The sequence below is a fragment of the Nostoc sp. FACHB-888 genome (assembly GCF_014696655.1).
In the GTDB taxonomy this organism is placed as follows: Bacteria; Cyanobacteriota; Cyanobacteriia; order Cyanobacteriales; family Nostocaceae; genus Nostoc.
On the sequence record NZ_JACJQM010000039.1, the window covers coordinates 35,640 to 59,730 of the forward strand.

Annotated in this window: 24 protein-coding genes and 1 pseudogene; 10 read left to right on the plus strand and 15 right to left on the minus strand. The window is 41.3% G+C overall.

From position 1 onward, the window contains the following. Positions 1–413: 413 nt before the first annotated feature. Positions 414–900 (plus strand): annotated as a pseudogene (locus tag H6G26_RS22235) (PD-(D/E)XK nuclease superfamily protein). Here H6G26_RS22235 and H6G26_RS22240 read toward each other — a convergent pair. Next, positions 897–1,724 (minus strand): DNA adenine methylase, encoded by an 828-nt coding sequence (locus H6G26_RS22240; protein ID WP_190731326.1) that lies wholly within the window; start codon positions 1,722–1,724, stop codon positions 897–899. The pseudogene H6G26_RS22235 and the gene H6G26_RS22240 overlap by 4 nt on opposite strands. Before the next feature lie 165 nt (positions 1,725–1,889). Here H6G26_RS22240 and H6G26_RS22245 point away from each other — a divergent pair, with 165 nt between their 5' ends. The 3 genes from H6G26_RS22245 (at position 1,890) to H6G26_RS22255 (ending at position 3,832) form a co-directional block, all read left to right on the plus strand. After that, positions 1,890–2,096: a DUF751 family protein gene (locus tag H6G26_RS22245; protein WP_190731327.1), complete on the plus strand. Its 207-nt coding sequence runs from the start codon at positions 1,890–1,892 to the stop codon at positions 2,094–2,096. A 120-nt stretch (positions 2,097–2,216) separates the two neighbouring features. Then, complete coding sequence (rbfA, locus tag H6G26_RS22250; RefSeq protein ID WP_190731328.1) at positions 2,217–2,636, plus strand: 30S ribosome-binding factor RbfA; 420 nt, start codon at positions 2,217–2,219, stop codon at positions 2,634–2,636. A 959-nt stretch (positions 2,637–3,595) separates the two neighbouring features. Then, positions 3,596–3,832: a DUF4327 family protein gene (locus tag H6G26_RS22255; protein WP_190731329.1), complete on the plus strand. Its 237-nt coding sequence runs from the start codon at positions 3,596–3,598 to the stop codon at positions 3,830–3,832. Between the two features lie 641 nt (positions 3,833–4,473). Here the strand turns inward: H6G26_RS22255 and H6G26_RS22260 are convergent. Beyond that, positions 4,474–4,827 (minus strand): hypothetical protein, encoded by a 354-nt coding sequence (locus H6G26_RS22260; protein ID WP_190731330.1) that lies wholly within the window; start codon positions 4,825–4,827, stop codon positions 4,474–4,476. Between the two features lie 457 nt (positions 4,828–5,284). Here H6G26_RS22260 and H6G26_RS22265 point away from each other — a divergent pair, with 457 nt between their 5' ends. Then, on the plus strand, positions 5,285–6,190 hold the full coding sequence (locus tag H6G26_RS22265) for a cation diffusion facilitator family transporter (RefSeq protein ID WP_190731331.1): 906 nt from the start codon (positions 5,285–5,287) through the stop codon (positions 6,188–6,190). Between the two features lie 79 nt (positions 6,191–6,269). On the opposite strand, the gene H6G26_RS22270 is transcribed toward H6G26_RS22265, so the two are convergent. From H6G26_RS22270 to H6G26_RS22305, 8 genes are all read right to left on the minus strand, one after another. Beyond that, the gene (locus H6G26_RS22270; RefSeq protein WP_190731332.1) at positions 6,270–6,674 is read right to left on the minus strand and encodes a response regulator; all 405 of its coding nucleotides are present in this window, start codon (positions 6,672–6,674) and stop codon (positions 6,270–6,272) included. Between the two features lie 521 nt (positions 6,675–7,195). Further along, positions 7,196–8,815 carry a glutamine-hydrolyzing GMP synthase gene (gene guaA, locus H6G26_RS22275; protein ID WP_190731333.1) on the minus strand — a complete coding sequence of 540 codons (1,620 nt, stop codon included), beginning with the start codon at positions 8,813–8,815 and terminating at the stop codon, positions 7,196–7,198. Positions 8,816–9,039: 224 nt separating this feature from the next. Beyond that, positions 9,040–10,152, minus strand: a complete 1,113-nt coding sequence (gene cbiD / locus H6G26_RS22280) for a cobalt-precorrin-5B (C(1))-methyltransferase CbiD (protein WP_190731334.1) — start codon at positions 10,150–10,152, stop codon at positions 9,040–9,042. A 165-nt stretch (positions 10,153–10,317) separates the two neighbouring features. After that, positions 10,318–10,569, minus strand: a complete 252-nt coding sequence (locus H6G26_RS22285; protein ID WP_190731335.1) for a hypothetical protein — start codon at positions 10,567–10,569, stop codon at positions 10,318–10,320. Next, entirely contained in the window at positions 10,550–10,828 is a 279-nt protein-coding gene (locus H6G26_RS22290; protein WP_190731350.1) for a BrnT family toxin, read from the minus strand. Before H6G26_RS22290 ends, H6G26_RS22285 begins: the two co-directional genes overlap by 20 nt. A 48-nt stretch (positions 10,829–10,876) precedes the next feature. Next, positions 10,877–11,149, minus strand: coding sequence for a hypothetical protein (locus tag H6G26_RS22295; protein WP_190731351.1), 273 nt, complete (start codon positions 11,147–11,149; stop codon positions 10,877–10,879). 132 nt (positions 11,150–11,281) lie between these two features. Continuing rightward, positions 11,282–11,572 carry a hypothetical protein gene (locus H6G26_RS22300; protein WP_190731336.1) on the minus strand — a complete coding sequence of 97 codons (291 nt, stop codon included), beginning with the start codon at positions 11,570–11,572 and terminating at the stop codon, positions 11,282–11,284. A 63-nt stretch (positions 11,573–11,635) separates the two neighbouring features. Beyond that, positions 11,636–11,845 (minus strand): DUF433 domain-containing protein, encoded by a 210-nt coding sequence (locus H6G26_RS22305; RefSeq protein WP_190731337.1) that lies wholly within the window; start codon positions 11,843–11,845, stop codon positions 11,636–11,638. Positions 11,846–11,922: 77 nt separating this feature from the next. On the opposite strand from H6G26_RS22305, the gene H6G26_RS22310 reads away from it, so the two are divergent. The 5 genes from H6G26_RS22310 to H6G26_RS22330 all read left to right on the plus strand — a co-directional run bounded on the left by H6G26_RS22310 (position 11,923) and on the right by H6G26_RS22330 (position 18,740). Then, positions 11,923–12,303 carry a VOC family protein gene (locus H6G26_RS22310; protein WP_190731338.1) on the plus strand — a complete coding sequence of 127 codons (381 nt, stop codon included), beginning with the start codon at positions 11,923–11,925 and terminating at the stop codon, positions 12,301–12,303. 72 nt (positions 12,304–12,375) lie between these two features. Then, on the plus strand, positions 12,376–13,257 hold the full coding sequence (gene ylqF, locus H6G26_RS22315; RefSeq protein ID WP_190731339.1) for a ribosome biogenesis GTPase YlqF: 882 nt from the start codon (positions 12,376–12,378) through the stop codon (positions 13,255–13,257). Positions 13,258–13,664: 407 nt separating this feature from the next. Then, positions 13,665–15,317 (plus strand): adenylate/guanylate cyclase domain-containing protein, encoded by a 1,653-nt coding sequence (locus tag H6G26_RS22320; protein WP_190731340.1) that lies wholly within the window; start codon positions 13,665–13,667, stop codon positions 15,315–15,317. A 261-nt stretch (positions 15,318–15,578) separates the two neighbouring features. Further along, the gene (locus H6G26_RS22325; RefSeq protein WP_190731341.1) at positions 15,579–16,946 is read left to right on the plus strand and encodes an NAD-dependent succinate-semialdehyde dehydrogenase; all 1,368 of its coding nucleotides are present in this window, start codon (positions 15,579–15,581) and stop codon (positions 16,944–16,946) included. Between the two features lie 150 nt (positions 16,947–17,096). Further along, positions 17,097–18,740, plus strand: a complete 1,644-nt coding sequence (locus H6G26_RS22330; RefSeq protein ID WP_190731342.1) for an acetolactate synthase large subunit — start codon at positions 17,097–17,099, stop codon at positions 18,738–18,740. Positions 18,741–18,847: 107 nt separating this feature from the next. Here the strand turns inward: H6G26_RS22330 and arsS are convergent, their stop codons facing one another. From arsS to H6G26_RS22355, 5 genes are all read right to left on the minus strand, one after another. Then, on the minus strand, positions 18,848–19,837 hold the full coding sequence (arsS, locus tag H6G26_RS22335) for an arsenosugar biosynthesis radical SAM (seleno)protein ArsS (protein WP_190731343.1): 990 nt from the start codon (positions 19,835–19,837) through the stop codon (positions 18,848–18,850). 50 nt (positions 19,838–19,887) lie between these two features. After that, positions 19,888–20,847, minus strand: coding sequence for an inorganic phosphate transporter (locus H6G26_RS22340; protein WP_190731344.1), 960 nt, complete (start codon positions 20,845–20,847; stop codon positions 19,888–19,890). 397 nt (positions 20,848–21,244) lie between these two features. Further along, positions 21,245–22,213, minus strand: a complete 969-nt coding sequence (arsM, locus tag H6G26_RS22345; protein ID WP_190731345.1) for an arsenosugar biosynthesis arsenite methyltransferase ArsM — start codon at positions 22,211–22,213, stop codon at positions 21,245–21,247. Between the two features lie 286 nt (positions 22,214–22,499). Then, a complete protein-coding gene (locus tag H6G26_RS22350; protein ID WP_190731346.1) occupies positions 22,500–23,174 on the minus strand; it encodes a response regulator transcription factor in 675 nt (224 codons plus the stop codon). 194 nt (positions 23,175–23,368) lie between these two features. Next, positions 23,369–23,656 carry a Mo-dependent nitrogenase C-terminal domain-containing protein gene (locus tag H6G26_RS22355; RefSeq protein WP_190731347.1) on the minus strand — a complete coding sequence of 96 codons (288 nt, stop codon included), beginning with the start codon at positions 23,654–23,656 and terminating at the stop codon, positions 23,369–23,371. Positions 23,657–24,091: the final 435 nt, after the last annotated feature.

Sequence of the window (24,091 nt, forward strand, 5' to 3'; positions counted from 1 at the left end):
AATTAGGAACGAGCAGGACAAACCAAACAATTACGTTTTCCTGTTAAGTAATATTTCGCCAACAGTATGGATATCTCGGCTTAATGCCTACTTTGGTTAGCAAGTTACATATACAAAACTAGAATCCCCTCGCTAAAAGGCGAGGGAAGTGTCAATACATTCATACTTCTTATATTTACGTTCTAATTACTGCACTTAAATCAATAATTGATTTGATCATAAAACTTGTTTCTGATCCAAATTATTAATACATTTGTATTTGTTTAGTACAAAAATACCAAATTTTTCCTACTTCATACCTAATAAATCTAGCCTTGTGCATCAAAAATCAAAAATTTATATAACCTAGCATTTACTGTTGCTTCTAGGGAATCCTAAAATCAGGAAACCTTTTGAAGATAATCAGGATAAAGATGACTCAAGGCGCAAGAGCAGTTACTTCTGGCAATGTCTTGGAAAAAGCTGTAGAAGGGACTTTACTGGGTGGGTCATGGATATGTCCAAGTGGGCTTTGATTTACCAAAAAAACAGCGCCTCGGATGTCTTTTAAGCTCGAATACTATACCAAAACGATATGCAAGGCAGGTTTATATCGGAGCAGGAATTTATGGAAGCTATATATATGTAAACTTTTACATTATTGGCGCTGCATCCGTTTCTTCCGGGCTAATTATTGAGTGTAAATGGCAGCAAACTAGCGGTTCAGTTGATGAAAAACTTCCTTACCTTAACTTGAATATTCAAAATTGCTATCCTGCACAAGCAGTTGTATTAATTGACGGTGGCGGTATGAAACCGCAAGCTGTATCGTGGTTAGATAAACAAGTTGTTCTCAATCGAAATCTTCTTTCTGTTCATAATTTAAGTTCATTCATTGCTTGGTCTAACAATAATCTTTAATACGAAGTCACTAATACTTCTGTAATTCTTCCGCGCTTTTTGGCGTTAGAATTAATTGCCCTAGATGCTGATATAGTGTGGATATTGAAACTGCTATAAAGGTTGCGAATAAACTCACAATCTGAATTAGATAGCATGAGTTTGGCTCCACGTTCAGCTAATTTTTCAAACACATCTTTGAGTTGAACTTGCTGATCTTTAGCAAAGCGATCGCTACTATAAGCTGTAAAATAGCTAGTTTCACTTACCGGATAGTATGGTGGGTCAAAATAAATAAAATCATCACTGCTTATAGCATAATTTAGTACATCAACAAAATTTGCTTGTTTAATTTTAGATGTAGAAAGCGCTTCAGAGGCTGTTCGCAGTAAATCCTCAGAACAAATATTGGGATTTTCATATCTGCCTAAAGGTACATTGAATTTACCCTGTGAATTGACTCGATAAAGACCATTAAAACAAGTCTTATTAAGATAAATTAGACGAGCAGCTTTTTCTATATCAGTACCGCCGGAGTTATTTCTGACACTATAGTAATAATCTTGATCATGTCGAGTTTTATGCTCTTTCAATATAGAAATTAATTCCTCAAGATGATCTCGAACACAACAATAAGTATTAATTAATTCGGCATTAATATCAGTTAAAACTGCTGCGGTTGGTTGGAGATAGAAAAAAACAGCACCACCACCTAAGAATGGCTCATAGTAATTTTTATAACTGTTGGGAAAATAAGGAATATATTGCTGTATCAACCTACTTTTACCCCCTGCCCACTTCAAAAATGGACGCGGGCTAGTTTCCTTGAGGATTTGAATTCCCATTTATTTACGATTTAATTTAAAATAATCGTGACTAAATAAAGCCAATATAACCGACGGAGTATATTTTATATTAACTGGCTAATTTTCCATCTGCATAGATTACAATTAAGTAGATAAAGCATATCAAAACAAACGTAAGTATATAACAAGGCAGTTTACATTCAGATGTTTGACGGATTTTGGGATAACGTCTTTCGCTACCCCCGGTACTTAATTAGTATCGTCTTAGGACTGTTTCTGAACACCTTTGCGCCGTTAGTGCCATTGTTGAAGCGCCCAGTTACCTTAATCGCTATCTTGGGTTTGTTTGTGAGCAGCCTAGTCTTTCTTACTCTCACCTTACGGGCAATGCTAGGCTTGAGTACAATCTAGACTAGCGCTATATCGGGGCTGTGCCCCACAGACGGTTATTCTTGGCGTTGCTCCCGCTAAGTACTGTCTATCCAACTTGCATATATTGTTGTACAACCTCTGTGAGGAGGCGAAATTTTTATGGCTACAAATCGCCGGGTTTCCCGCGTTGCTGAATTGATCAAACGGGAAGTTAGCCAAATGCTGCTCAACGGCATCAAGGATGACCGTGTGGGTACAGGAATGGTAAGTGTTACTGATGTTGATGTTTCCGGCGATCTCCAACACGCCAAAATCTACGTCAGTATCTATGGTACAGATGAAGCTAAAGCAGAAACAATGGCAGGCTTAAAGTCGGCCACAGGTTACGTCCGTAGCGAACTTGGGGCGCGGGTACGACTGCGTCGTACACCAGAAGTACTATTTCTCGAAGATCGTTCTATAGAACGCGGTAATAAGGTACTGGCACTACTAAACCAACTTAACCATGAGCGTCCGCCAGAAAATCTAATGTCAGTAGATGGCAGCACTGATCAAGATGATGAATTATTTGATGAATAAGTAACTTACATAACAATGTAACTTCAGAACAATTAATCTCAGCAAATCCGCCAAACAGTTTACAGACGTGACTAAATCGCGTCTGTTTTAATATGACCATAACCTAGTTCAGGGATCGGTAGTTGCATCTATACAGTTTCTTTCGGCCAATGCTAAGGAGCAAAGGTTTAAACACCCCCACTGAACTCTCGCAAGAAAGCGGGAAGCTAATGTAACAGTGGCATCAAATCGAGGATTTGACCCTTAATGATTTGCTCCTCCTGCCTCTTTCAAATAACGAATTAGTACCCCGCCCTTCTACAGATGTTTATCCAACGAAAACTGTGTAATGTTAGTGCTTAAATTAACCAATAAATTACGGATTTACTTAATAAATTATTAACAGATGCCGGGATAAAAGCCTTCATAGTGTATTTTGGGCGTTATGTTTTGGAACACTTTATACCTTAGTATGTGACAAATATTCTTATGTTGTTTAACCTTAGATAAATACCAGCAGTTCTAGATCCGGCTTTAAGGTGATTATTTGATACGTAAGCAATGCCTGCGGTGGTCACAGAGCTTGCGTTGCCCTGACTTGTACTGAGCGTAGCCTCTCCAAGAGTTGGGTCGAAGTGTAGTTTAAGCCTACGCGATATAAATTCTTCCCACACACTAAATCTTGCCTAAAGACTTTAATAGGAAGACTTTCAGGCTTGTTGAATGAAGATAATACAGCCACCATAGCAGGTTAAGTTAACTACTCTGAATTTTTTTTGTAAAGCGGATTTTCGATGAATGTCAGGATTCGTTGACTTTTTTAACATTTCTTGAGATAATTTTAGGATATGTAGCGTCAAAATAAAAATAGTTCCGTATAGCAAACTACAAAATCCTAGCCACAAGTCTAAATTCTGTCATGTTTGTTCCTAATTATTAAGGGGAACACTATCGTAAGTGTTAATTTGTGAGTAAAAACCATGAGTGTGAATACGGTGCCTTCTATCAATTACTATTCTCTCGATCTGATTCAAGACGAAGCACGCCGACTGGTGCAAAAAGGAATGGTTAGCAGACAACAGCCAATATATACTCTCTGCCAATATATTCCAGCGAGAGAGTGGGTTTGCGTTGAATGTGAATTAGAAAAATGTGACTTTTTGTTACGCGATCGCATTGGCGACCTCATTGGTCGTGAACAGTGGGACAACGATTAATCAATGTTTGATTTCGGGTTTGGGATTAGGGGTTCATTTTCGATATGTGGATGTCACAATCAACGATCCTACACCCAAGCTGGGGGATCATCTCTGTTTTTTGATCAGCATCACTTTATATAGAATCTTGCGTTTTTCATTAACTAGAAGCATTTGAGTCTGAATTTATACAAATTTTCAAGTTAAAGAAGGCATCAGAAGAATTTTTTCTGTAATATGTGGTGCTACTGCTTGAGTTTAGTATGTAGATTCTGTGACGTTCCTACATTTATCTGATAAGTAAGTGTAGGAACTTCGCTTTTGACTCGCAATTCATTGCACCGCTTACTTCAAGTAACCGATAATCTGCTTGCTGTTCAAAGCCAAAACCCGTCTTGAAAAGCTTGCTAAGTTCGACAATGAAGAGAACCTCCGCAAGTAACTGACTCAATTTTCGCAAAATCTAAAATTTGTATAGTATTATTTTCTGAAAAAATCTCAAAAAGCGCAGAAGAACCAGGTGAACTAAGCTGTTACGCATTTAACTTGAACATTTACATGAAGGCTAATGACCGATGACTGATGACTGATAACCGTCAACAGTTAACAGTTAACGACCGTGAGTAAAGAGTGTTTATACTTTTTTAGCGCGCATCAGCTTATTATCCTACTTGCTCTAAATACTGATTAATATCTTCAATGATCCGGGTAAGTTCAGCTTCAGTAGTCAAGCGGATGTTGACGTTGCGGACAGTCAACAAAACTTTGGCTGCGAAGGGCGTCGGCCAGATATTAGGATTACAGAAAATTTCTAAAAATACTTCACCCGTATAACGATATTCGAGGGGAGGTTGGGGAATGACTTTGCCGCCGCCAGGGGTGGGTTTAGCGGCGACAGCTTTCAGGCGCTCCATGAGTTGATCTGTTGCTGTCTTTAATTCTCGTGCTGCTTGGGGTGAAAAACTAAAGGAGACAGAACCTTCAATTAGGTTCAATGTTAGAGGGGTTGAAGACATATCTTTTTTATTAAAAGTTCTTGATAAGTACTAATATTACCGGAAGAAGGGATCTGAATCTCACTGTGATAGTTCCCCGTGTTTGTCAGTCCTGGTGGCGACTGGAGCCACTGAGACGTAACTACTGCGGGTTGTGAAGAAAGCGTTGCAACCGTGGCGGGAGTAAGACAACACCTATTTGGTGTTCGATGTAGAAGTATTAATAAAAAAAATTAATTAAAATATTTCTGGAATTATTAATGCTAAATATGCCTTTTTATTTGTAAAGCCATTACTAATGCTTATCTAGCTTTTAGCTGTTGTTAGTAAAAAAGAATGTCAACAAATTGGTATAAAAGATAGAGGCTATAGAGAGTCTTAATCCTTACTGCGTAAGACTTCGATACAGTTTATTTGTGTTTATTTATATTTTGAGTTCTACATTAGAAGTCATAGAACTTGATGTAATAAATTATTCATGACTTACGATAACCGCGCCGAAGTGCGAAAGGTTTTAATTATTACCCTACTCCTCAACCTGTTTGTAATGGGATTGAAAGCACTTGTGGGTTCCTGGACAGGTTCGTTGAGTTTGATAGCTGATGCTTTGCATAGTGTGACAGATAGCGCCAATAACGTTTTAGGATTAATTGCAAGTAAATTTTCTTCTCCACAACCCGATCGCGAGCATCCCTATGGACACAGCAAGTTTGAAGCTGTGGGAGCGTTAGGAATTGCTTCATTTTTAGGAATAGCCTGTTTTGAAATTCTGCAAGGAGCAATCGAGCGAATTCTCAAAGGTGGTGGTGAACCTGTGAGAATATCGCCATCAGAGTTGTGGTTATTACTAATTGTGCTGGGTGTGAATATTTTTGTGGCGTTTTACGAACGAAGTGTGGGTAGGCGCGTAGGTAGCTCAATTCTCATAGCTGACGCGACACATACCATGAGCGATATTTGGGTGACAATTTCTGTAATTGGGAGCTTGATAGGAGTTTGGCTAGGTTATCAATGGATGGATTTGGTGCTAGCTTTTCCTGTCGCTTTGTTGGTATTTTGGAGTGGCTGGTCAGTTTTAAAAGAGAATTTGCCTTGGCTTGTGGATCAAATGGCGATCGCACCAGAAGCAATTCATGCGATCGCTACTTCTGTTCCAGGTGTAATTAACTGTCATGCGATCGCTTCTCGTGGTGTTATTGGCCGTCAAGTCTTCATTGAAATGCATTTAATAGTAGATGCACCAGACGTAGAAACCGCTCACCACATCACCGAAGAAGTAGAAAGCCGATTAGAAGAACGGTTCCGTCCAGTGAGGATTTTAATTCATGTTGAGCCACCAGCATATAAGTCTGAGCAAATTAGCTTTCAAACTGGAGCAAAGTAGTCTGAGCAATTCAAAATTATGCCCTATTAAGATGTAAAGCCGTGCATTTTAATAACCTACAAATAACTGCATATTTGCATTAACTTTGATAAGAAGCAACCAAATTAGCGACGATCGCAACTAGTTGTCCTGGATCAACAGGTTTAGCCACATGAGATTGAAAGCCCGCTTCTAATGCACGGCTACGATACTCACTATCGCCGTATGCAGTTAAGGCGATCGCGGGGAGTTTTTCCCAAATATCAGGCTTCAGCGCCCGGATTTTGCGAATCAGGGTGTAGCCATCTTCACCAGGCATAGCAATATCACAAATTAAGACATCTGGCTGCAACTCAGGTAGTACTTTCAATGCTACTGCAGCCGATGGAACTGCCGTGACGGTGGCTCCATCAGCTTCTAACACGGTAGTAATGTAAAAACGGCTATCGTCATCATCATCAACTACGAGGATGTTTAAGCCAGCAAGGGAAAGAGGAGGTTCCATAACATCTCCATTAATGTTTATCAAATCAAAGTTATTTCTAATGAGCTGCTGGTTTTTTTCTTAATGACCACACCATTGGTAATTTTACTGCGATCGCGCCTATTTTCCTAGACAATAATTCAATTTTTCCAACCACCATTTAATTGATGGTTAATTGTTTGCTGACATTTATAATTATTGGCTGAAGAAAATTATGTATATATTTAAATTACTTAACATTTAAAAAACTTACTTTAATAAATAGTTGAATTTGCAAAATAATTTTGCTAATCGCTGCTTGCTTTATTACTAAAAACTTGCAATGCTGATGAGGCTTTTAAATTTAGTAACTATGACATTTTGCTATAAAGCGAAAAAATATAAGTTGCATAAACCAAGAGTCAAAAAAATAGACAATGCCAAAACTCAAAACAAGTCAGGTTGGCATTGCCATTTTGAAATATGTAAATCTAAACTACCGTAAAGAATCTGAATTATCAGAAGGAGTTATGAGCTTTTAGTTAAGTTAACTCAAAACTTGATTATTCCCACTCAATAGTTCCAGGCGGCTTAGAGGTGATGTCATAAACCACCCGATTGACTCCTTTAACCTCATTTACAATCCGCGTGGAAATCACTTCTAGGACATCGTAAGGCACTCTTGCCCAATCAGCAGTCATGCCATCTTCACTAGTAACAATCCGCAAAACGATGGGGTAAGCGTAAGTACGTTGATCACCCATAACGCCAACACTACGAATTGGTAGCAATACAGCAAATGCCTGCCAAAAATCATGATACATGCCGCGTTGGTTAATTTCTTGCCGGACAATCAAATCTGCATCACGCAAAATGTTTAACCGTTCAGATGTGACTTCCCCCAGAATCCGAATTGCCAAACCAGGCCCAGGAAAAGGTTGGCGTTGGACAATTTCTTCTGGTAAACCAATAGAACGCCCAACTTTGCGGACTTCATCTTTAAATAATTTCCGCAGTGGTTCCACCAATTTAAATCTTAGGTCTTTAGGCAAACCGCCAACATTGTGATGACTTTTAATTTTCACCGCTACCCGCTCCCCAGTTTGGGGATCAACGTTGGTATCAGCAGATTCAATGACATCTGGATAAAGAGTCCCTTGAGCTAGATAATCAAAGTGACCGAGGCGTTTGGATGTTTCCTCAAATACACTGATGAATTCGTGTCCGATGCGGCGGCGTTTTTCTTCAGGATCGGTAACATCGGCAACTTTAGCTAAAAAGCGATCGCGAGCATTTACATACTCTACAGGAATGTGAAACTGCTCTTGGAACAGCTTTACTAATCGCTCTGGCTCATACTTTCGCATAAAGCCTTGATCGATAAATACGCAAGTCAGTTGATCACCAATGGCTTTATACAGCAAGAAGGCTAAGGTAGAAGAATCCACCCCACCAGACAACGCCAACAGCACTCGCTTTTCACCAACTCTGGCGCGAATTTCCCGAATTGCCTCTTCGACAAAAGCTGCTGTTGTCCAAGTGGGTTCGCAATCGCAGATGTGATAGACAAAATTACGGATTAATGCTAAACCGCCAATAGAATGCACTACCTCTGGATGGAATTGAACGCCGTAAAGTTTCTTTTCGTGATCGGCGATCGCTGCACAGGGAGTATTTTCTGTATGTGCCAGCAATTCAAACCCTGATGGCATTTTGGTAACTGAGTCTCCATGACTCATCCACATCGTAGTGCCATCTTCGACATTAGTTAGCAAATCTGTGGGATCATCAATATATAATGAGGCTTTGCCGTACTCACCTCGATCGGCCTTTGCCACTTCGCCGCCGAGTTGGTTTACCATCAGCTGCATCCCATAGCAAACACCCAAGACGGGTATTCCCAAATTCCAGATTTCTGGGTCACAATGGGGAGCGTTATCACCATAAACCGAACTCGGCCCACCTGAGAGAATGATTCCCTTGGGATTGAGTTGGCGCAATTGTTCAGAAGTAGTGCGATAGGATAAAACTTCCGAGTATACTTGAGTCTCGCGGATGCGACGGGCAATCAACTCAGAATATTGAGAGCCGAAGTCCAGAATTACGATCAATTGGCGATCAAGTCTCCCCGAATTTTCCAATGTTTGGGGCGCTTGTTCTGTTGGTATCACCGCTGTATTCATGACGGGAGTGTTATGTCTGTTAAGGGTAGATGCTTTATGGTCTATGATGATGCTATTATTCAGCCTGGGTAGGCTAATAATGGTATAGAGAGCCTTTACAAACGCCCGGTTATGTGCGTTTGTCTACTCCCGGAGTCGGAGATGGTATTAAAACGATCAATTTACCCTAGAGTGCTTACTTAAGAAATTATTTATTTGGATTGTTTACGATTATTCATAATAAATTAACATAATTTTCCCATCAACAGACCAGCAGTTTTACTCTTCACGATAATTTTGCGATCGCGATCAAAGAGGATAGAGCCACAAATTGTTACTCCTGTGCCCTTTTCGCTATGACTTTGGATGTATTCTTTAGAACGGACATCGATGGCTTCGGCGATCGCACTGTAAACTTGATTTACCCAATCACTACCAGTTGCAGCGTCGAGCGATTTTAGGTATGTTAGTGCGGCTTCGGCGGTAGCACTATTAAACACAGCTTGGATATCTGGTGATTTTAAACCTGCGATCGCGCAGTGCGCTGCCAAAATTTCTCGCCGTCCATCAGCCAAGTAGTGATGGGTGTGAAAAATCCCTCCAGCCAGCTTCATCAGCTTCCCGTGATAGCCAAATAATAAGATTTCTTTTACACCCAGCACATCAGCTTCTACTAACATTGGGCCGAGCCAGTTAGCAGTTTTCACCAATTGTTCAGGATTAATCCCTAGTTTACGCGCTAAATCTAGGCCATTCTCGCCAATACAGAATACTAAACTTTCAAAACGACTGGCCTTATTTTGTAATTCCGCCCGAAAAACTGCAAGCTGATCGGGTGTACTCAAAGGTTGAGAAATACCAGTTGTGCCTAAAAGGGAAAGTCCTTCAACCACACCAAAGGCAGAATTTGAAGTCCGAACAGCAAGCGATCGCCCTTCGGGTAGAATAATCGTCACCGTGATTTTTTCTCCCGGTGCTAGCATTCGTTGCAAGTTCTCTTTTAAGAGCCTTTGAGCATAAGCATAAATAGCAGGCTTGTCATCGGCATTAATTTGTATGCCAATTCCTTCCCCTCCTTTAATAATTACAGTCTCCCCTTCTTCCCTCCACTCCACCAACGCCCAAATCGGTGTATCTTTGGTCAGATCGAGATTATCACCAGGATCGCTGCGAGTTATTGCTAAAGCTGTATTTTCAGATAATCCTGCTACTTGTTCAATGGGGATTTCGGCGATTTGAGCGGGTTCAATCAAATCTATAGATGCTAAAGTTAGGGGTTGGCGATCGCGTAACCAGTGTAAAGCAGCAACAGCCGCAGCGCAGGCAAAGACGGGAAGTGTGTATCCAGAACGGGACATTTCGTAAATTCAAAAGTCAAAATAATTATTTAAAATTGTTCGCGCAGCGTCTCGTAGAGAAGACAGTTTTAGATGGCAATTTAGACCTATCTGTAGCTTGCTTACTTCAGGGTAACGTTCCTGTTCAGGGGATGTAAGCAAGGTTGAACTCAGCACCAGAGGTCTTCATCCGTCGGCTGCATCGCCGTCTGTGACTTGTGGCATTGACTCAATTAGTGCCCTGAGCACCTTATTGACCGATTCTGGTGTTGTAAAAACTTGAGCTACATCTTCATCTAGAACCACAACTTTTAGCAGTTGCTTTCTTCTACTTTGAGCAGCAAAGCGGTTGGGCTTCGCCTTTTTATAATCAAAGTGGTACTCAGTTAGAAGCTCGTCATCAGAATTGTGTGACTCCTCAAAAGGCGTTTTGTTCATAATCTTCACGCTCCCTTCGAGTGGCTAAACGGGCACTGATAATGCGAATGGCATTAGAGCGTTCGGTGAAAGAAATTAATAGCAAGCGATTGTTTTGGGAGTGCCCAATAATAATCTCTCGCTTCTCACTCACTGAGTGAGCTTCATCATCAAAAATAACTGCCAGTACATTATCAAAGACGGTCTTAGCTTCCTCAAAGCTGACACCATGCTTTGTTATATTAGCTGTTGCTTTTGACTCATCCCACTCAAACTCCATGTCTAAATCATATCTGAGGTTCCAAATCCGCGTTAACGATTCCGGCAATCATACGGCTTTTTTCGTGCGTCCGCCGAATCGACGAACATGGCGAGAACCAATGCGGACAATCCAGATTTGAGCGTCTGGGTAACGGGCTTCGAGGCGATCGCAGGCAGTAATTTCACTAGCATCAACTTCAAAAGCTCCAGTTTCGATGTCGATCGCCACAATCTTACCATGATTATTTGCTTCAACCTGTGAGCGCACCTGAGATTCATAAATCTCATCGCCACATCGAGCGAATTCTTCTTTGCTGTAGCGGGGTTGGTGAACTGTTATAGAAATAGCCGCTCACGCGTCTAATTTTTCTATTTTAGGCTAGGGGCTTTTCGCTTCGCTTAGAGCCTACAGTTAGATAGAGCCAAGCTACCCAATAAATGGATCAGGGATCAGGACTGGAATTTTCCTACTTCATTCCACATCGCTAAAATCATAACCATATTCAGAGAGATAGACTTCCATTCCTAAATCATCCAGAATGCGAATCATCTCTGCCGAAATTACAGCACCGCCACCTGTAGCGTTCTTACGTACTTTAAATCCAATATCCGCTACATACTTTCCTTTAGGAATCACTTTATGATTTGTTTTGAGCCATTCTTCTAGTTTGCCAATCTGTGTAGGTAGCTCCCACTCTCCGGGGCTACACTCACTTATTGTCTCTATGTCATCACCTTCATCGTTATAAATATGAACAGGCATAATTTTAAGATGCTTATTATAAATAGGCTTCTACTTCCGGTTGATGATTGAAGTAGAAGGCGATCATAGCGATCGCTGCCCGAAAGCAGCAAAAGCTAGATATGCTTTGATATCTTCGGAAGTTAATTCAGAAAAATCCTCTAGTATTTCTGGTTCAGTCATTCCAACAGCAAGATACTCCAAAATATCATAAACAGTGATTCGCATTCCTCGGATACAGGGTTTACCACTGCGTTTTCCAGCTTCAATCGTAACAATGTCGTGGTAATTCATAAATTAGTCAAGATATTAGACTTCTTGTTGTCCGCCTATGCTATTTAAGTTAAAAGTTGAAAGGGCAATAGGCAAATATGGTTTTCCAGTACACTAACGCATTTGTCACCATAGCATCGGTTAATTGTGATAATTTAGTGAATTTCTATACCAAATTACTGGAGCAAAAGCCAGTTATTTTAATTCCGAATGTCTATGCTGAGTTTAATTTGCTGAGTATGCGTTTAGGTATTTTTAAACCAAAGAACACAAACGAATCGGAATTTAAAGCGAACGCCAAAAGTAAGATAAGTTTGTGTTTAGAGGTGAGTAACTTAGAAGATGCGATCGCTCACCTAACAGCATTGGGCTATCCCCCACCAGGAAATATTTCCATTGCTTCCCACGGCAGAGAAATTTATGCTTATGACCCTGATGGCAATCGTCTGATTTTACATCAAGCCACCGAAGAGTGCTGAGTTAGGAGTTATTATTCTCCCCCAGTCCCTTTTATTGGCGATAATTAAGTAATTGGTAATTAATAATAAATTATGGCTATAACTCAAAACTATAGATTAAACCTGATTCAATGGTATCCAGGTCACATTGCTAAAGCTGAAAAGAAGCTCAAAGAACAGCTTAAGCGCGTAGATGTGGTGTTTGAGGTACGAGATGCCCGGATTCCCTTAGCGACTCACCATCCCCAAATAGGTGAGTGGGTGGAGGGGAAGAAACGGGTGTTGATACTTAACCGAGTAGATATGATTACGCCACAAATGCGATCGCTGTGGATAGATTGGTTTAAACGTCAAGGGGAAGTCCCTTATTTTACCAACGCTCAACATGGAAAAGGTATAGCAGAAGTGGCGCGGGCAGCGCAAGCCGCCGGGGTAGAACTTAATCAAAGAAGAAGCGATCGCGGGATGTTACCTCGTCCAGTTCGGGCTGTGGTGATTGGTTTTCCCAATGTCGGTAAATCAGCTTTGATTAACCGCCTGTTGGGAAAGCGAGTCGTGGAAAGTGCAGCCCGTCCTGGGGTGACTCGCCAACTGCGCTGGGTGCGAATTTCTGAACATTTGGAATTGCTAGATGCTCCTGGTGTCATCCCTTTAAGATTGGAAGACCAAGAGGCAGCATTGAAATTAGCCATTTGTGATGATATCGGTGAAGCATCTTATGATAACCAACTTGTAGCAGCAGCCCTAGTGGATTTACTCAACTATTTGGATGCTGTAGCTACAGATTTATTACCGAAGAAGCCATTGCAGTCCCGTTACCAATTCGATTCGACATCCGACACTGGAGATACCTATTTACACGCCTTAGCAGAGCATCGTTACAAAGGTGATGTAGAGCGAGCTGCAAGGCAACTTTTAACAGATTTTCGCAAGGGGTTGTTGGGTGAACTGAGTTTGGAATTACCCCCTAACTAAGGGACTTCCAACTAAAAAAATATCCTATCGTGGTGTAAGCAGGGGGCAGGGGGAGCAAGCCCTGCTCGTTCGCGCAGCGTCTCCAAGAGTTGCCGTGGAGCAGAGCGGAACATGGGTATAAAGCCCGCCATAAAGGGCGCTCTTGCTGGGGCGGAGTAACAAGCTTCGCTTCGTCTCAGCTTTCTCCCTTGCTCCCTGCCCCCTGCTCCCCTGCCTCATTTGACAAAGGGATTCAAACCCCCTCTATACTGAACCTACAGCAAAATGACCTCCAATGTAATATCCGTCACATATAGTTGTCGGATTGCAGTTAACAGTGTCATAAAGAAAAGGTGAAGGTTAACCTGTAGGGTATAACTTACCTTAGAGTTGCTTGCACCTCTAGCTTCGATGGATCTATCACACTCATGACTGAACTCACACTACGCCTACAAGAGGGAGATACCGAGACAACGATCGCAGTTGATCAAGATATATTCACAATTGGTCGTTTGCCGGAATGTAACTTATATTTACCTTTTGCTGGAGTATCCCGCAACCATGCTCGCTTGGTGAAAAAGGCTGATGGTGTGTGGAGTATTGAGGATCTGGGCAGCAAAAACGGGACGCAAGTAAATAAATATGTTGTTAAGTTTCCCCAAGAGCTACATCACGGCGATGTTATTTGGTTAGGCAATGTTAACTTGGTAGTATTGCTCACAAGCCCCGCTTCTCAATCTACACCTGAGTATTCCCCAACTTCGGAAAGTAATGAGCAAAGAACAATCCTTCACAATGTTGAACAATTACAACAGCAATGGATCGCAGCTGATAGTAAAGATGGTGGCATCAGTAATAAGGACAAAACCATTGCTCGTCTCAAAGACTTAGTAGATATAGCTAAAAACCTCTGTGCAGCAGCGTCTATAGAAGAGATTTTTTCTCAGGTGCAGCAAGTAGTTTTTCGTTACCTTGATAGTATCGAACGCTTGGCATTATTAATTGATGTTAATGGTTGCGGTCAATTAGAGTTAGTGAACGCTGCCACTAGAAACGTTTCCCAACAAAAACATCTTGCTTCTGATGGGAGTTGGATTAGTCGTAGTATTTGTCAAAAGGTATTTGAGGAAAAAGTCGTCATTCAAACTGCCGATACCCATCAAGATGAACGGTTTGCTAGTGAACAGAGTATTTTGGTCAAAGGCATTCGTAGCGCGATGGCAGTACCTTTATGGGATGAAAATAAAGTTGTAGGCGTACTCTATGCTGATGCCAATCTTTCTTCTTACCATTGGGCAAATGAAGGTGAGGAAGAACTCAGCTTTTTTTCGGCTTTAGCAAACCTTGTGGCTTCTAGCGTGCAGCGTTGGCTACTGGTAGAGAAACTCAAAACTGAAGAGATGATTCGTCACCGACTAGAACGTTATCATTCTCCAGCAGTTGTGCAGCAGTTAATATCTGTAGGTGGATTACCAGGTGGTCGTTTAGCTCCCACCGAGAGCGAAATCAGTATTTTGTTTGCAGATTTAGTTGGCTTTACGGCAATTTCTGAACGGTTAACGCCAACTGCGATCGCTCAACTATTAAATAATTTATTTGAAGAAATGCTAAAAGAAGTGTTTACTTGCGGTGGCACTTTAGATAAGTATATTGGCGATTGTATTATGGCATTTTTTGGCGCTCCCGAACCGCAAGTGGATCACGCCGATCGCGCTGTTACTGCTGCCAAGGGAATGCTCACTCGTCTGGAACATCTCAATGCCAATGGTTTTTGGCACGAACCGCTTCAATTACGTATTGCTATTAATAGTGGTAAGGCTGTTGTGGGAGATGTCGGTAGTTCCCAAAGGGTAGATTATACGGCATTAGGCGGGACGATTAATCTTGCTGCTCGCATGGAAGCAGTTTGTCCTCCTAGTGAATGTGTGATTAGTCAAGCTACTCATAAAATGCTTTCACAACCCTCAGACTTTGAGGAAATGGGAGATTATCGTTTCAAAGGTATTGATCGATTGGTAAAGGTTTATCAGACAAAATTGCAGCAAGCGTCAACAATCATTAATCCATTTATTAATATTTAGGTATAGGGCAGGGGGCAGGGAGCAGGGAGCAGGGAGCAGGGAGCAGGGGAGAATAACTAATGACAAATGACAAATGACTAATTTATCAAGATAAATACATAGTTAATTTGTATATTTTGTTTCAAAAATAATTGCAAAATTGTAATATTGAGCAACTAATTCTTGGTTAAAAGACTAAAATTTGGGTGGTAGCTTCCACAATTGATCTGTGTAACACTAGGAAGCCAACAGTCAAGCTATTTTTTAACGGGAGGTTAGGTAATGGCGATCGCCACCATTAATCCCGCCACTGGGGAGACGCTCAAAACTTTTGAGTCACTCAATGATGCAGAAATTGCCGCTAAACTCGATTTAGCTAATCAGACTTTTGAAAAGTATCGTCAGACTAGTTTTTCTGAGCGATCGCTCTGGCTACAAAAGGCTGCTGATATTTTAGAGCAAGACAAAGCAGAATTTGCTAAGTTGATGACTCTAGAAATGGGTAAGCCATTTAAAGCTGCGATCGCGGAAGTCGAAAAATGCGCCGTCGTCTGTCGCTACTATGCTGAACACGCCCCTGCTTTCCTAGCTGATGTTTCTGTAAAAACTGATGCTAGCCAAAGTTTTGTTCGCTACCAACCAATGGGTACAATTCTTGCGGTGATGCCGTGGAATTTCCCCTTTTGGCAAGTGTTCCGCTTTGCTGCACCAGCGCTAATGGCGGGAAATGTCGGCTTACTCAAACACGCTTCCAATGTGCCGCAGTGCGCCTTGGCAATTGAAGATATTATCCGACGCGCAGGTTTTCCTGAAGGTGCGTTTCAAACTCTATTAATAGGCGCTGCCAAAGTTGCCGATTTGATGGCTGATGACCGTGTAAAAGCTGCCACCTTGACAGGAAGCGAACCAGCCGGCGCATCCCTCGCCGTCGCCGCCGGCAAACAAATTAAAAAAACCGTCTTGGAATTGGGGGGAAGTGACCCGTTTATTGTGTTAGAAAGTGCTGACTTAGAGACAGCAGTTGTCACAGCTACTACAGCACGGATGTTGAATAACGGGCAATCATGTATTGCAGCGAAACGTTTTATTGTCGCAGAAGCGATCGCAGATAAATTTGAAAAATTGCTTTTAGAAAAATTTGAGGCTCTGAAAGTAGGCGATCCCATGCAACTAGATACCGATTTAGGCCCACTGGCAACTCCTGGTATTCTCCAGGATTTAGACCAACAAGTGCAAGCTGCTACAAAAAGCGGTGCTAAAGTCCTCACAGGTGGACATCCTTTATCAGATCGTCCAGGCAACTTTTATCCGCCAACAATTATCATCGATATCGCGCCTGAAGCACCAATTGCCAAAGAAGAATTCTTTGGCCCGGTAGCCTTGTTATTCCGGGTTCCAGATATCGATGCTGCCATTAAACTCGCTAATGACTCACCCTTTGGCTTAGGTGCAAGTGCTTGGACAACCAACGACCAAGAGAGCGATCGCTTAGTTGAGGAAATCGAAGCAGGTGCCGTATTTATCAACAGTATGGTCAAATCTGATCCCCGGTTACCCTTTGGTGGTATTAAGCGTTCTGGATATGGCAGAGAATTGAGTATCCAGGGTATACATGAGTTTGTCAATCTTAAAACCGTGTGGGTTAAATGATTGGTCATTGGTCAAAAAAATGACAAATGACTAATGACATAGACGCTTCTGCGGCTACTCTTCTCCTGACGGAGACGCTACGCGAACGAGAACGCCAAGGGCGAACCCGCAGGGTAGGACAAATGACAAAATAAATAGTTAGGAAATAAAATGAATACAGCAGAGTTATTGGTGCAGTGCCTAGAAAATGAAGGAGTGCAATATATTTTTGGACTCCCTGGCGAAGAAAACCTGCACGTTTTGGAAGCACTAAAACATTCTTCCATTAAATTTATTACGACTCGTCATGAACAGGGTGCAGCATTCATGGCCGATGTCTACGGACGCTTAACAGGAAAAGCCGGAGTGTGTCTTTCTACTCTTGGGCCTGGGGCAACTAACTTGATGACTGGGGTAGCAGATGCTAACCTTGATGGTGCGCCCTTAGTGGCGATTACCGGTCAAGTGGGGACAGATAGAATGCACATTGAATCCCATCAATATTTAGATTTGGTGGCAATGTTTGCACCTGTTACCAAGTGGAATAAGCAGATTGTGCGACCGAGTATTACACCAGAAGTAGTGCGGAAAGCATTTAAGCGATCGCAATCTGAAAAGCCTGGTGCAGTTCACATTGATTTGCCAGAAAATATTGCTGCCATGCCCGTCGAAGGCAAACCTTTGCGTAAGGATAATAGCGAAAAGACTTATGCATCTTTTGCTAGCATTCGGGCAGCCGCCGCCGCAATTTGCCAAGCAGTTAACCCATTAATCTTAGTAGGAAATGGGGCAATTCGCGCTCAAGCAAGTGATGCTGTAACGCAATTTGCTACTTTGCTGAATATACCCGTTGCCAATACCTTCATGGGTAAAGGCATTATTCCCTACACACATCAATTAGCTTTGTGGTCAGTGGGATTACAGCAAAGAGATTATATTACTTGTGGTTTTGATAACACAGATTTAGTAATTGCGATCGGTTATGATTTGATTGAGTTTTCCCCCAAGAAATGGAATCGTAATGGTGAAATTCCCATTGTGCATATTGGGGTAAGCCCGGCGGAAATTGATAGTAGTTATATTCCTAACGCCGAAGTAGTGGGAGATATTTCAGATTCCCTTTATGAAATTTTAAAATTAGCAGATCGGCAAGGTAAACCCGATCCTTTTGCCATTAGCTTAAGGTCAGAGATTCGGGCTGATTACGAACAGTATGCCCATGATGATGGATTTCCCATTAAGCCGCAAAAGTTAATTTATGACTTACGCCAAGTGATGGGCCCAGATGATATTGTCATCTCTGATGTTGGCGCACATAAAATGTGGATGGCCCGTCATTATCATTGCCATAGTCCCAATACTTGCATAATTTCCAACGGCTTCGCAGCTATGGGTATTGCTATTCCTGGCGCTTTAGCAGCAAAACTCGTTCATCCCAACCGCAAAGTCGTTGCTGTAACAGGCGATGGCGGCTTTATGATGAATTCTCAAGAATTAGAAACAGCCTTGCGTGTTGGTACGCCCTTTGTCACCATAATTTTCAATGATGGTGGTTATGGGTTAATTGAGTGGAAGCAAGAAAATCAATTTGGCAAAGGAAACTCATCTTTTGTGCATTTTAGCAATCCTGATTTTGTAAAATTAGCCGAAAGCATGGGTTTAAAAGGCTACCGAGTTGAATCAGCTTTAGATTTGATTCCCACTTTGAAAGAAGCCCTCGCTCAAGATGTACCTGCGGTGATAGATTGCCCCGTAGACTATCGGGAAAATCACCGCTTTAGTCAAAAAGCCGGCGAGTTGAGTTGCGCGGTATAAAAAGTTAGGAGTTATTTATTTGGGACTTAAACATTTTTGAGGCAGAAACAAGCCTCAAACTCATGCAGGGTAAGGAGAATACACTAAAAGCTCAAGAATAGCTAATTTCACAGCAAAGCACCACCACAACTAGAACCACATCCAGCAGTACAACCATAGCAATAAGCAGCAGTTTGGATCTCACTAATCAGGTCTAAACTGCCAGCTTCTAACAGTTTGCTAACTGTCAAAGTTTCACCATTGCGATTTTTAGCAGGCAAATTCATCATTTGATTAAAGTCACAATCATATACATTACCTAGATAGTCAATTGAAAGTTCATCGCGACACATCAAATGTTCAACTGTACTAAGATTAAAATGCGATTCTAAAAACTGCAAATAGCTGGGGTACAGTTTTCTCCGTTCTAAATGCATTTTGGTTCTACCAACTGGTAGATTGGTAATGGCGAAGAGGTTGTTAAATACAATATTAAAATGTTCTTGCAAGAACATTTTGTAATCTTGTTCTAGGTTGACCTGTTCTGGAGCTAAAGAAAATTTTTCATCAGTGGGTAACTGGGGATTAAATATCAAGTCCAAAATTAAATTTGGCTTTTTACCATAGCCAAGTTGGTTAAGCCACTGCAAAGCTTTGACTGAACTATCAAAAACACCAGCACCGCGCATTTTATCAACATTATCTGCTAAATAGCAGGGTAGAGAGGCCACAACTCTTATTTGGTGTTGAGCGAAATATTCTGGTAAATCAGCAAATCCATCTTCAAAATAAATGGTCAAATTAGACCGGACAATCACTTGCTTCCCGCTTGCTCTTGCTGCTTCTACCAGTGGCTTAAATCCATAATTCATTTCTGGTGCGCCACCAGTCAAATCCACAATTTGAATTTCGGGAAATTTATGGATTAGCGAAATCAATTGCTCACAAACTTCAGGAGAAAGTTCTTCTGTACGTTTTGGGCCAGCTTCGACATGACAGTGTGTACAGGCAAGGTTACAACGCTTACCGAGATTAATTTGTAAAACAGTAATTCCCTTTTTTGTCAAAGGGGAATTGAGTTTATTTTTAAATGGTATGGCTATTGATTGAGTTTGCATTAGTTACTACTCCTTAAACATGGCAAAATATATTCATTCAATCAATTTCTCTAACCTTGCAATAATCTGTAAGCTATTGCACTAATAATTGCAGCAGTAGGTAAAGTTAAAACCCACGATAATAATATCTGAAAAAAAACACGCGTATTGGCTTTTTTGCCAGTTAATCCCACTCCAAAAATAGAACCAACTGAAACATAAGTGGTGGAAACCGGAAGTCCAAAACTACTAGCTGCAATAACTAGAACTCCAGTTACTATATTTGCTGATAAGCCTTGAGTATGATTCAATGAGGTAATCTTTTCACTCATAGTTACTGCAACTTTTTGGGAGTTTAGTAAACCGCCAAGTGCCATTGCGATCGCAATCGTGATCATTCCCCCCTGAATCGAAAAATACTCAATAACTAGAATGAGTGAGAAAATCTTGGGAGTATCATTTAATCCTCTAGCAAAACTGACAATTCCCGCACTGGTAAAATGGCAAGTATCAATAATTCTCTGATTGACTGGTAGATTCAATTTTGAAATGATACAGTTAGATAAGCTATAAATTCCTGCTCCTAAAGGAATAGCAATGATGGGACTGAGTAATAAAGGCAAAATAAAGGAAGTTCCCAAAGCTGCAAAATTAACTTTGAGTCCGATCGCAACTAATCCAGCTCCAACCAGCGCACCTGTTAAACTGTGAGTTGTGGAAATGGGAAACCCCATGAAGGTGGCTATCAGTATAGTTAAACCAGCAGCGATCGCAACTGCCAAATGAAACTCTGGTGAATTAGCGATCGCATCAGGCACTAATCCTTTCCCAGAGAAATTTTTAATTAATGTACTTGCCAAAAAAGTTGCAGTAACCGCACCAGCTAAAGTTGTAAAAGTTGCCCACAGACTTGCTGTTTGATAGCTGCTGGTTCGGCTACCAAACAACGTCGCTACCCCTTTAAAGTTGTCATTTGCCCCATTTGAATATGCTAAAAAAAGCGTGGCGATAAATAAACTAATTAACAACATTTCGGGGTTATAAAGAAGAAATAAGAATCCATAATCCAGAATTCAGAATGCAATTACTAAAATATTAAAATTGTGCATTCATTCCCCAGCGATGCACTGAGCTTGTCGAAGTGTCGTACAGAATTGTTCTGAATTCTGACTCTTGACACCTGAATTCTTTCTTAACGTCAGTTCGGGTTAAGAAAGAATTCAGCGTTAGGATTTGTGTAAAAATAACCTGAACAATTTTTGTGCGAAAGCTAGATTTAGCAAGCTATTCCAAATAAATTTTGTACAACTTATTTTTACATGATGCCTTAGTTGACGGAAACGACGCAAACACGTTGAAATATCTCAGAATCAAGCAACGGGGTAATAAGGGTTTCAGCTTATCCCAAACTCAGGTTTTCTTAAGAAATTAACAGCAACCACCACCGCTATAGTGCCAAGTTGAATCGGTAATAATTATTTCTGCTGGCTTGATATCCGCAAGTTTAGCAGCAGTTTTATCACACACTGCTACGGGAATACCTAGCTGGAATACATGTCCTGCCGAGTCGTCGAAGAAGGGTTCCAAGCCAGCATAAACTGCTGTTTTTCCCGTAAAGATACAAGCACCATCTTCTGGAATAGCAACTTTAAAGGAGACAGAATCTAGGCTTTCTAAAAGTAGGTGTTCTTCTAAATTATAAGTTTGGGAATCTAGTAAACGGTAAGGACGACGGGCGCGAATTTCAACTTGACCAAAGCCAGCATTTGTAATTCGTTCAGTATACTCTTCATAAGTGAGTGCGCCTGATAAACACATGGCTCTGAGCCGTTCATCTTGTTGAAGATGTGCTGGAATTGGACTAGTGGCAATTGGATCGCTCATCTGCAAGCGTCCGCCCGGTTTTAATATCCGGTAGGCTTCTTTTAAAGCACGGGTTAAATCTTCTGGTTCAAAGATGTTGAAAAGGCAATTTTGCGCTACGATATCGACACTAGCATCAGCAACAGGCAAGTTAAAAGCATCACCTTCGCGGATTTCTACAAAACTGGTGTCAAACCAAGGGTTTTCTTGAGCAGCAATTTCCAGATTGCGTGCAGCTGCTTCTCGCATAGCCCCAACCGGTTCAACGGCAATTACAGCACCTACATAGCGGGAAAAATAAGCGAATTGTAACGCTTCTAAGCCGCCGCCAACACCGACATACAGCACAGTAGGCTGGTTTCCTAATTCAGTGGGGTGAACGGTAGTGCCACAACCATAGTTCATTTCCTGCATTGGCAAAGGAATTTTCAACCCTGGTAGTTGCAGGGGTGTACTTTGCACACAACAAAGTCCAACTTGCGGGGTTTGGGCAACTTCACGGTAGAATTGCGCTGCTGTTTCTAGATAGGTCATGCAATTTTAGATTTTAGATGATCACAGCTTTGTGCATCCTAATACAATTAACTCTGAGTTTGGATGAGTTTTTACTCAAATTGGCAAAAACCGCAAATCTTCATCTGATAAAAGTTTTTGGGGCATCTGCGTTAATCGAAATTTAACATTAATCATTAGGGGAGCAGGGAGCAGGGGGAGATGAGGGGGACAAGGGGACAAGAAGTGAGAACTTGAAACAAGTCTTTCCCCTTGTCCCCAATTCTCCTTGTCCTCAAGTTCTCTTGCCCATGCCCCATGCCCAAATTCAATCATGCAACGTGTAGCCAACACCACTCACAGTTTGAATGAGGCACTTTTCGTTATTGGCTTCAAGTTTCAGACGCAGGTAGCGCATATGAATTTCGATCATGTTAGCATCGCCTATGAAGTCACAACCCCAGACTTCTCCTAAAATGCGATCGCAGGTAATTATCTGTCGCGGATGGGTCAGTAAATATTCCAGTAAATCAAATTCCTTGGTAGTTAACTCAATTAACCTCTGCTCTCGGTACACTTGGCGCGTGCGACGATTTAAAGTTAGGTCTTTAAACTCTAAAACATCTGCGGTGCCTACTTGCTGGCTTCTTCGCAGGTGAGTATCAACTCTAGCTAATAATTCATCAACGCTGAAAGGTTTAACAAGGTAATCATCAGCACCAGCGTCTAAGCCTACAATGCGATCGCTCACTTCATCTTTGACGGTTAATAAGATTATTGGCACTTTATCACTAATACTTCGCAGGCGGCGGCAAATTTCTAATCCCGACAAACCAGGCAACATCCAGTCTAAAATTACTAAATCTAGATGTAACTTACGCGCTGCGGTGAGTGCAGTTAATCCATCGTAGGCAATACTGACTTGATAGCCTTCATAATTCAATTGCAACTCGACAAATCGTGCTAGTTTGACTTCATCTTCAACCAGTAAGATGTGCGTCATGATGATGTTAATAATTTCAGCAGGGTACGGTAAGCAGGAATACGGTCTGGAAACACTTTAGCGAGGTGTAAGCTACTTAAATAGCCAAACATCTAAATTAGGTGTACGTTAGCTTAGTATAAACCTGGGTAAGTAACAACCGTAAATCTGCAATTACCGATGGCTGCTTGCTCAAAGCACGATCCAACTGGCTATTAGCAATAAACTGTGACATCTTCACCACATTCATCAGCAAGATAACAGAGCGCTTTAAAACGCAAACCAACCACTTCCTCGTATAGGGGATTTAATTTACACATCGGAGGAATGTGAAACAGCTTCCGGCTAAAGAGCGTGATGTCTCGCTCGAAGGGACACTGAGCAGGAATAGCTTTGCACAAGAAATGAGCCAATTTGGAGTTATGAATTTCTACCGTTTCCAACCACTCGCGGACTGGGTGCAGTAGATCATTGTGTAACTGGTGTTGAATAAAGTTTGTCATAATTTTTCACCTTAATCATTTCAAATTAGATTGAGTTTGTTTTATTTGAACCTCTATAAATAAATACGGTTAGATTCTATAGTTTTATGCACTAATTAATCATCCTTTAGTTCTCTACAGAGATAGAATGAGTCTCTAGGCACACTGTTAACTACAGATTCAATTACCAAGGTTCCGGATAATTTATACCATTCCCAAAAATTCTTGCAACAAATGAATCAGATGTAGGGGCTTATAGGTGTAAGCTCTAGCAACGTATTTTTAACAAGAATTTCCTGAAATAGGATTGTGCCAAACGCTAGGCTAGATATTGCCAAGCTGCAAAGCTATAACCCAATACGGTTCAGTTAAGGTTCAAAGTCATGTAAATTAAGCATTGTTCCCAAGAATGGAAATTAAGTGTGGTGCATCTGAGAGATTTTTCGTTGGTGTGTC

Coding starts and splice junctions, on each gene's coding strand:
- H6G26_RS22240 (WP_190731326.1), bottom strand. CDS start 1,724: ATGGGAATTCAAATCCTCAAGGAAACTAGCCCGCGTCCATTTTTGAAG.
- H6G26_RS22245 (WP_190731327.1), top strand. CDS start 1,890: ATGTTTGACGGATTTTGGGATAACGTCTTTCGCTACCCCCGGTACTTA.
- rbfA (WP_190731328.1), top strand. CDS start 2,217: ATGGCTACAAATCGCCGGGTTTCCCGCGTTGCTGAATTGATCAAACGG.
- H6G26_RS22255 (WP_190731329.1), top strand. CDS start 3,596: ATGAGTGTGAATACGGTGCCTTCTATCAATTACTATTCTCTCGATCTG.
- H6G26_RS22260 (WP_190731330.1), bottom strand. CDS start 4,827: ATGTCTTCAACCCCTCTAACATTGAACCTAATTGAAGGTTCTGTCTCC.
- H6G26_RS22265 (WP_190731331.1), top strand. CDS start 5,285: ATGACTTACGATAACCGCGCCGAAGTGCGAAAGGTTTTAATTATTACC.
- H6G26_RS22270 (WP_190731332.1), bottom strand. CDS start 6,674: ATGGAACCTCCTCTTTCCCTTGCTGGCTTAAACATCCTCGTAGTTGAT.
- guaA (WP_190731333.1), bottom strand. CDS start 8,815: ATGAATACAGCGGTGATACCAACAGAACAAGCGCCCCAAACATTGGAA.
- cbiD (WP_190731334.1), bottom strand. CDS start 10,152: ATGTCCCGTTCTGGATACACACTTCCCGTCTTTGCCTGCGCTGCGGCT.
- H6G26_RS22285 (WP_190731335.1), bottom strand. CDS start 10,569: ATGAACAAAACGCCTTTTGAGGAGTCACACAATTCTGATGACGAGCTT.
- H6G26_RS22290 (WP_190731350.1), bottom strand. CDS start 10,828: ATGGAGTTTGAGTGGGATGAGTCAAAAGCAACAGCTAATATAACAAAG.
- H6G26_RS22300 (WP_190731336.1), bottom strand. CDS start 11,572: ATGCCTGTTCATATTTATAACGATGAAGGTGATGACATAGAGACAATA.
- H6G26_RS22305 (WP_190731337.1), bottom strand. CDS start 11,845: ATGAATTACCACGACATTGTTACGATTGAAGCTGGAAAACGCAGTGGT.
- H6G26_RS22310 (WP_190731338.1), top strand. CDS start 11,923: ATGGTTTTCCAGTACACTAACGCATTTGTCACCATAGCATCGGTTAAT.
- ylqF (WP_190731339.1), top strand. CDS start 12,376: ATGGCTATAACTCAAAACTATAGATTAAACCTGATTCAATGGTATCCA.
- H6G26_RS22320 (WP_190731340.1), top strand. CDS start 13,665: ATGACTGAACTCACACTACGCCTACAAGAGGGAGATACCGAGACAACG.
- H6G26_RS22325 (WP_190731341.1), top strand. CDS start 15,579: ATGGCGATCGCCACCATTAATCCCGCCACTGGGGAGACGCTCAAAACT.
- H6G26_RS22330 (WP_190731342.1), top strand. CDS start 17,097: ATGAATACAGCAGAGTTATTGGTGCAGTGCCTAGAAAATGAAGGAGTG.
- arsS (WP_190731343.1), bottom strand. CDS start 19,837: ATGCAAACTCAATCAATAGCCATACCATTTAAAAATAAACTCAATTCC.
- H6G26_RS22340 (WP_190731344.1), bottom strand. CDS start 20,847: ATGTTGTTAATTAGTTTATTTATCGCCACGCTTTTTTTAGCATATTCA.
- arsM (WP_190731345.1), bottom strand. CDS start 22,213: ATGACCTATCTAGAAACAGCAGCGCAATTCTACCGTGAAGTTGCCCAA.
- H6G26_RS22350 (WP_190731346.1), bottom strand. CDS start 23,174: ATGACGCACATCTTACTGGTTGAAGATGAAGTCAAACTAGCACGATTT.
- H6G26_RS22355 (WP_190731347.1), bottom strand. CDS start 23,656: ATGACAAACTTTATTCAACACCAGTTACACAATGATCTACTGCACCCA.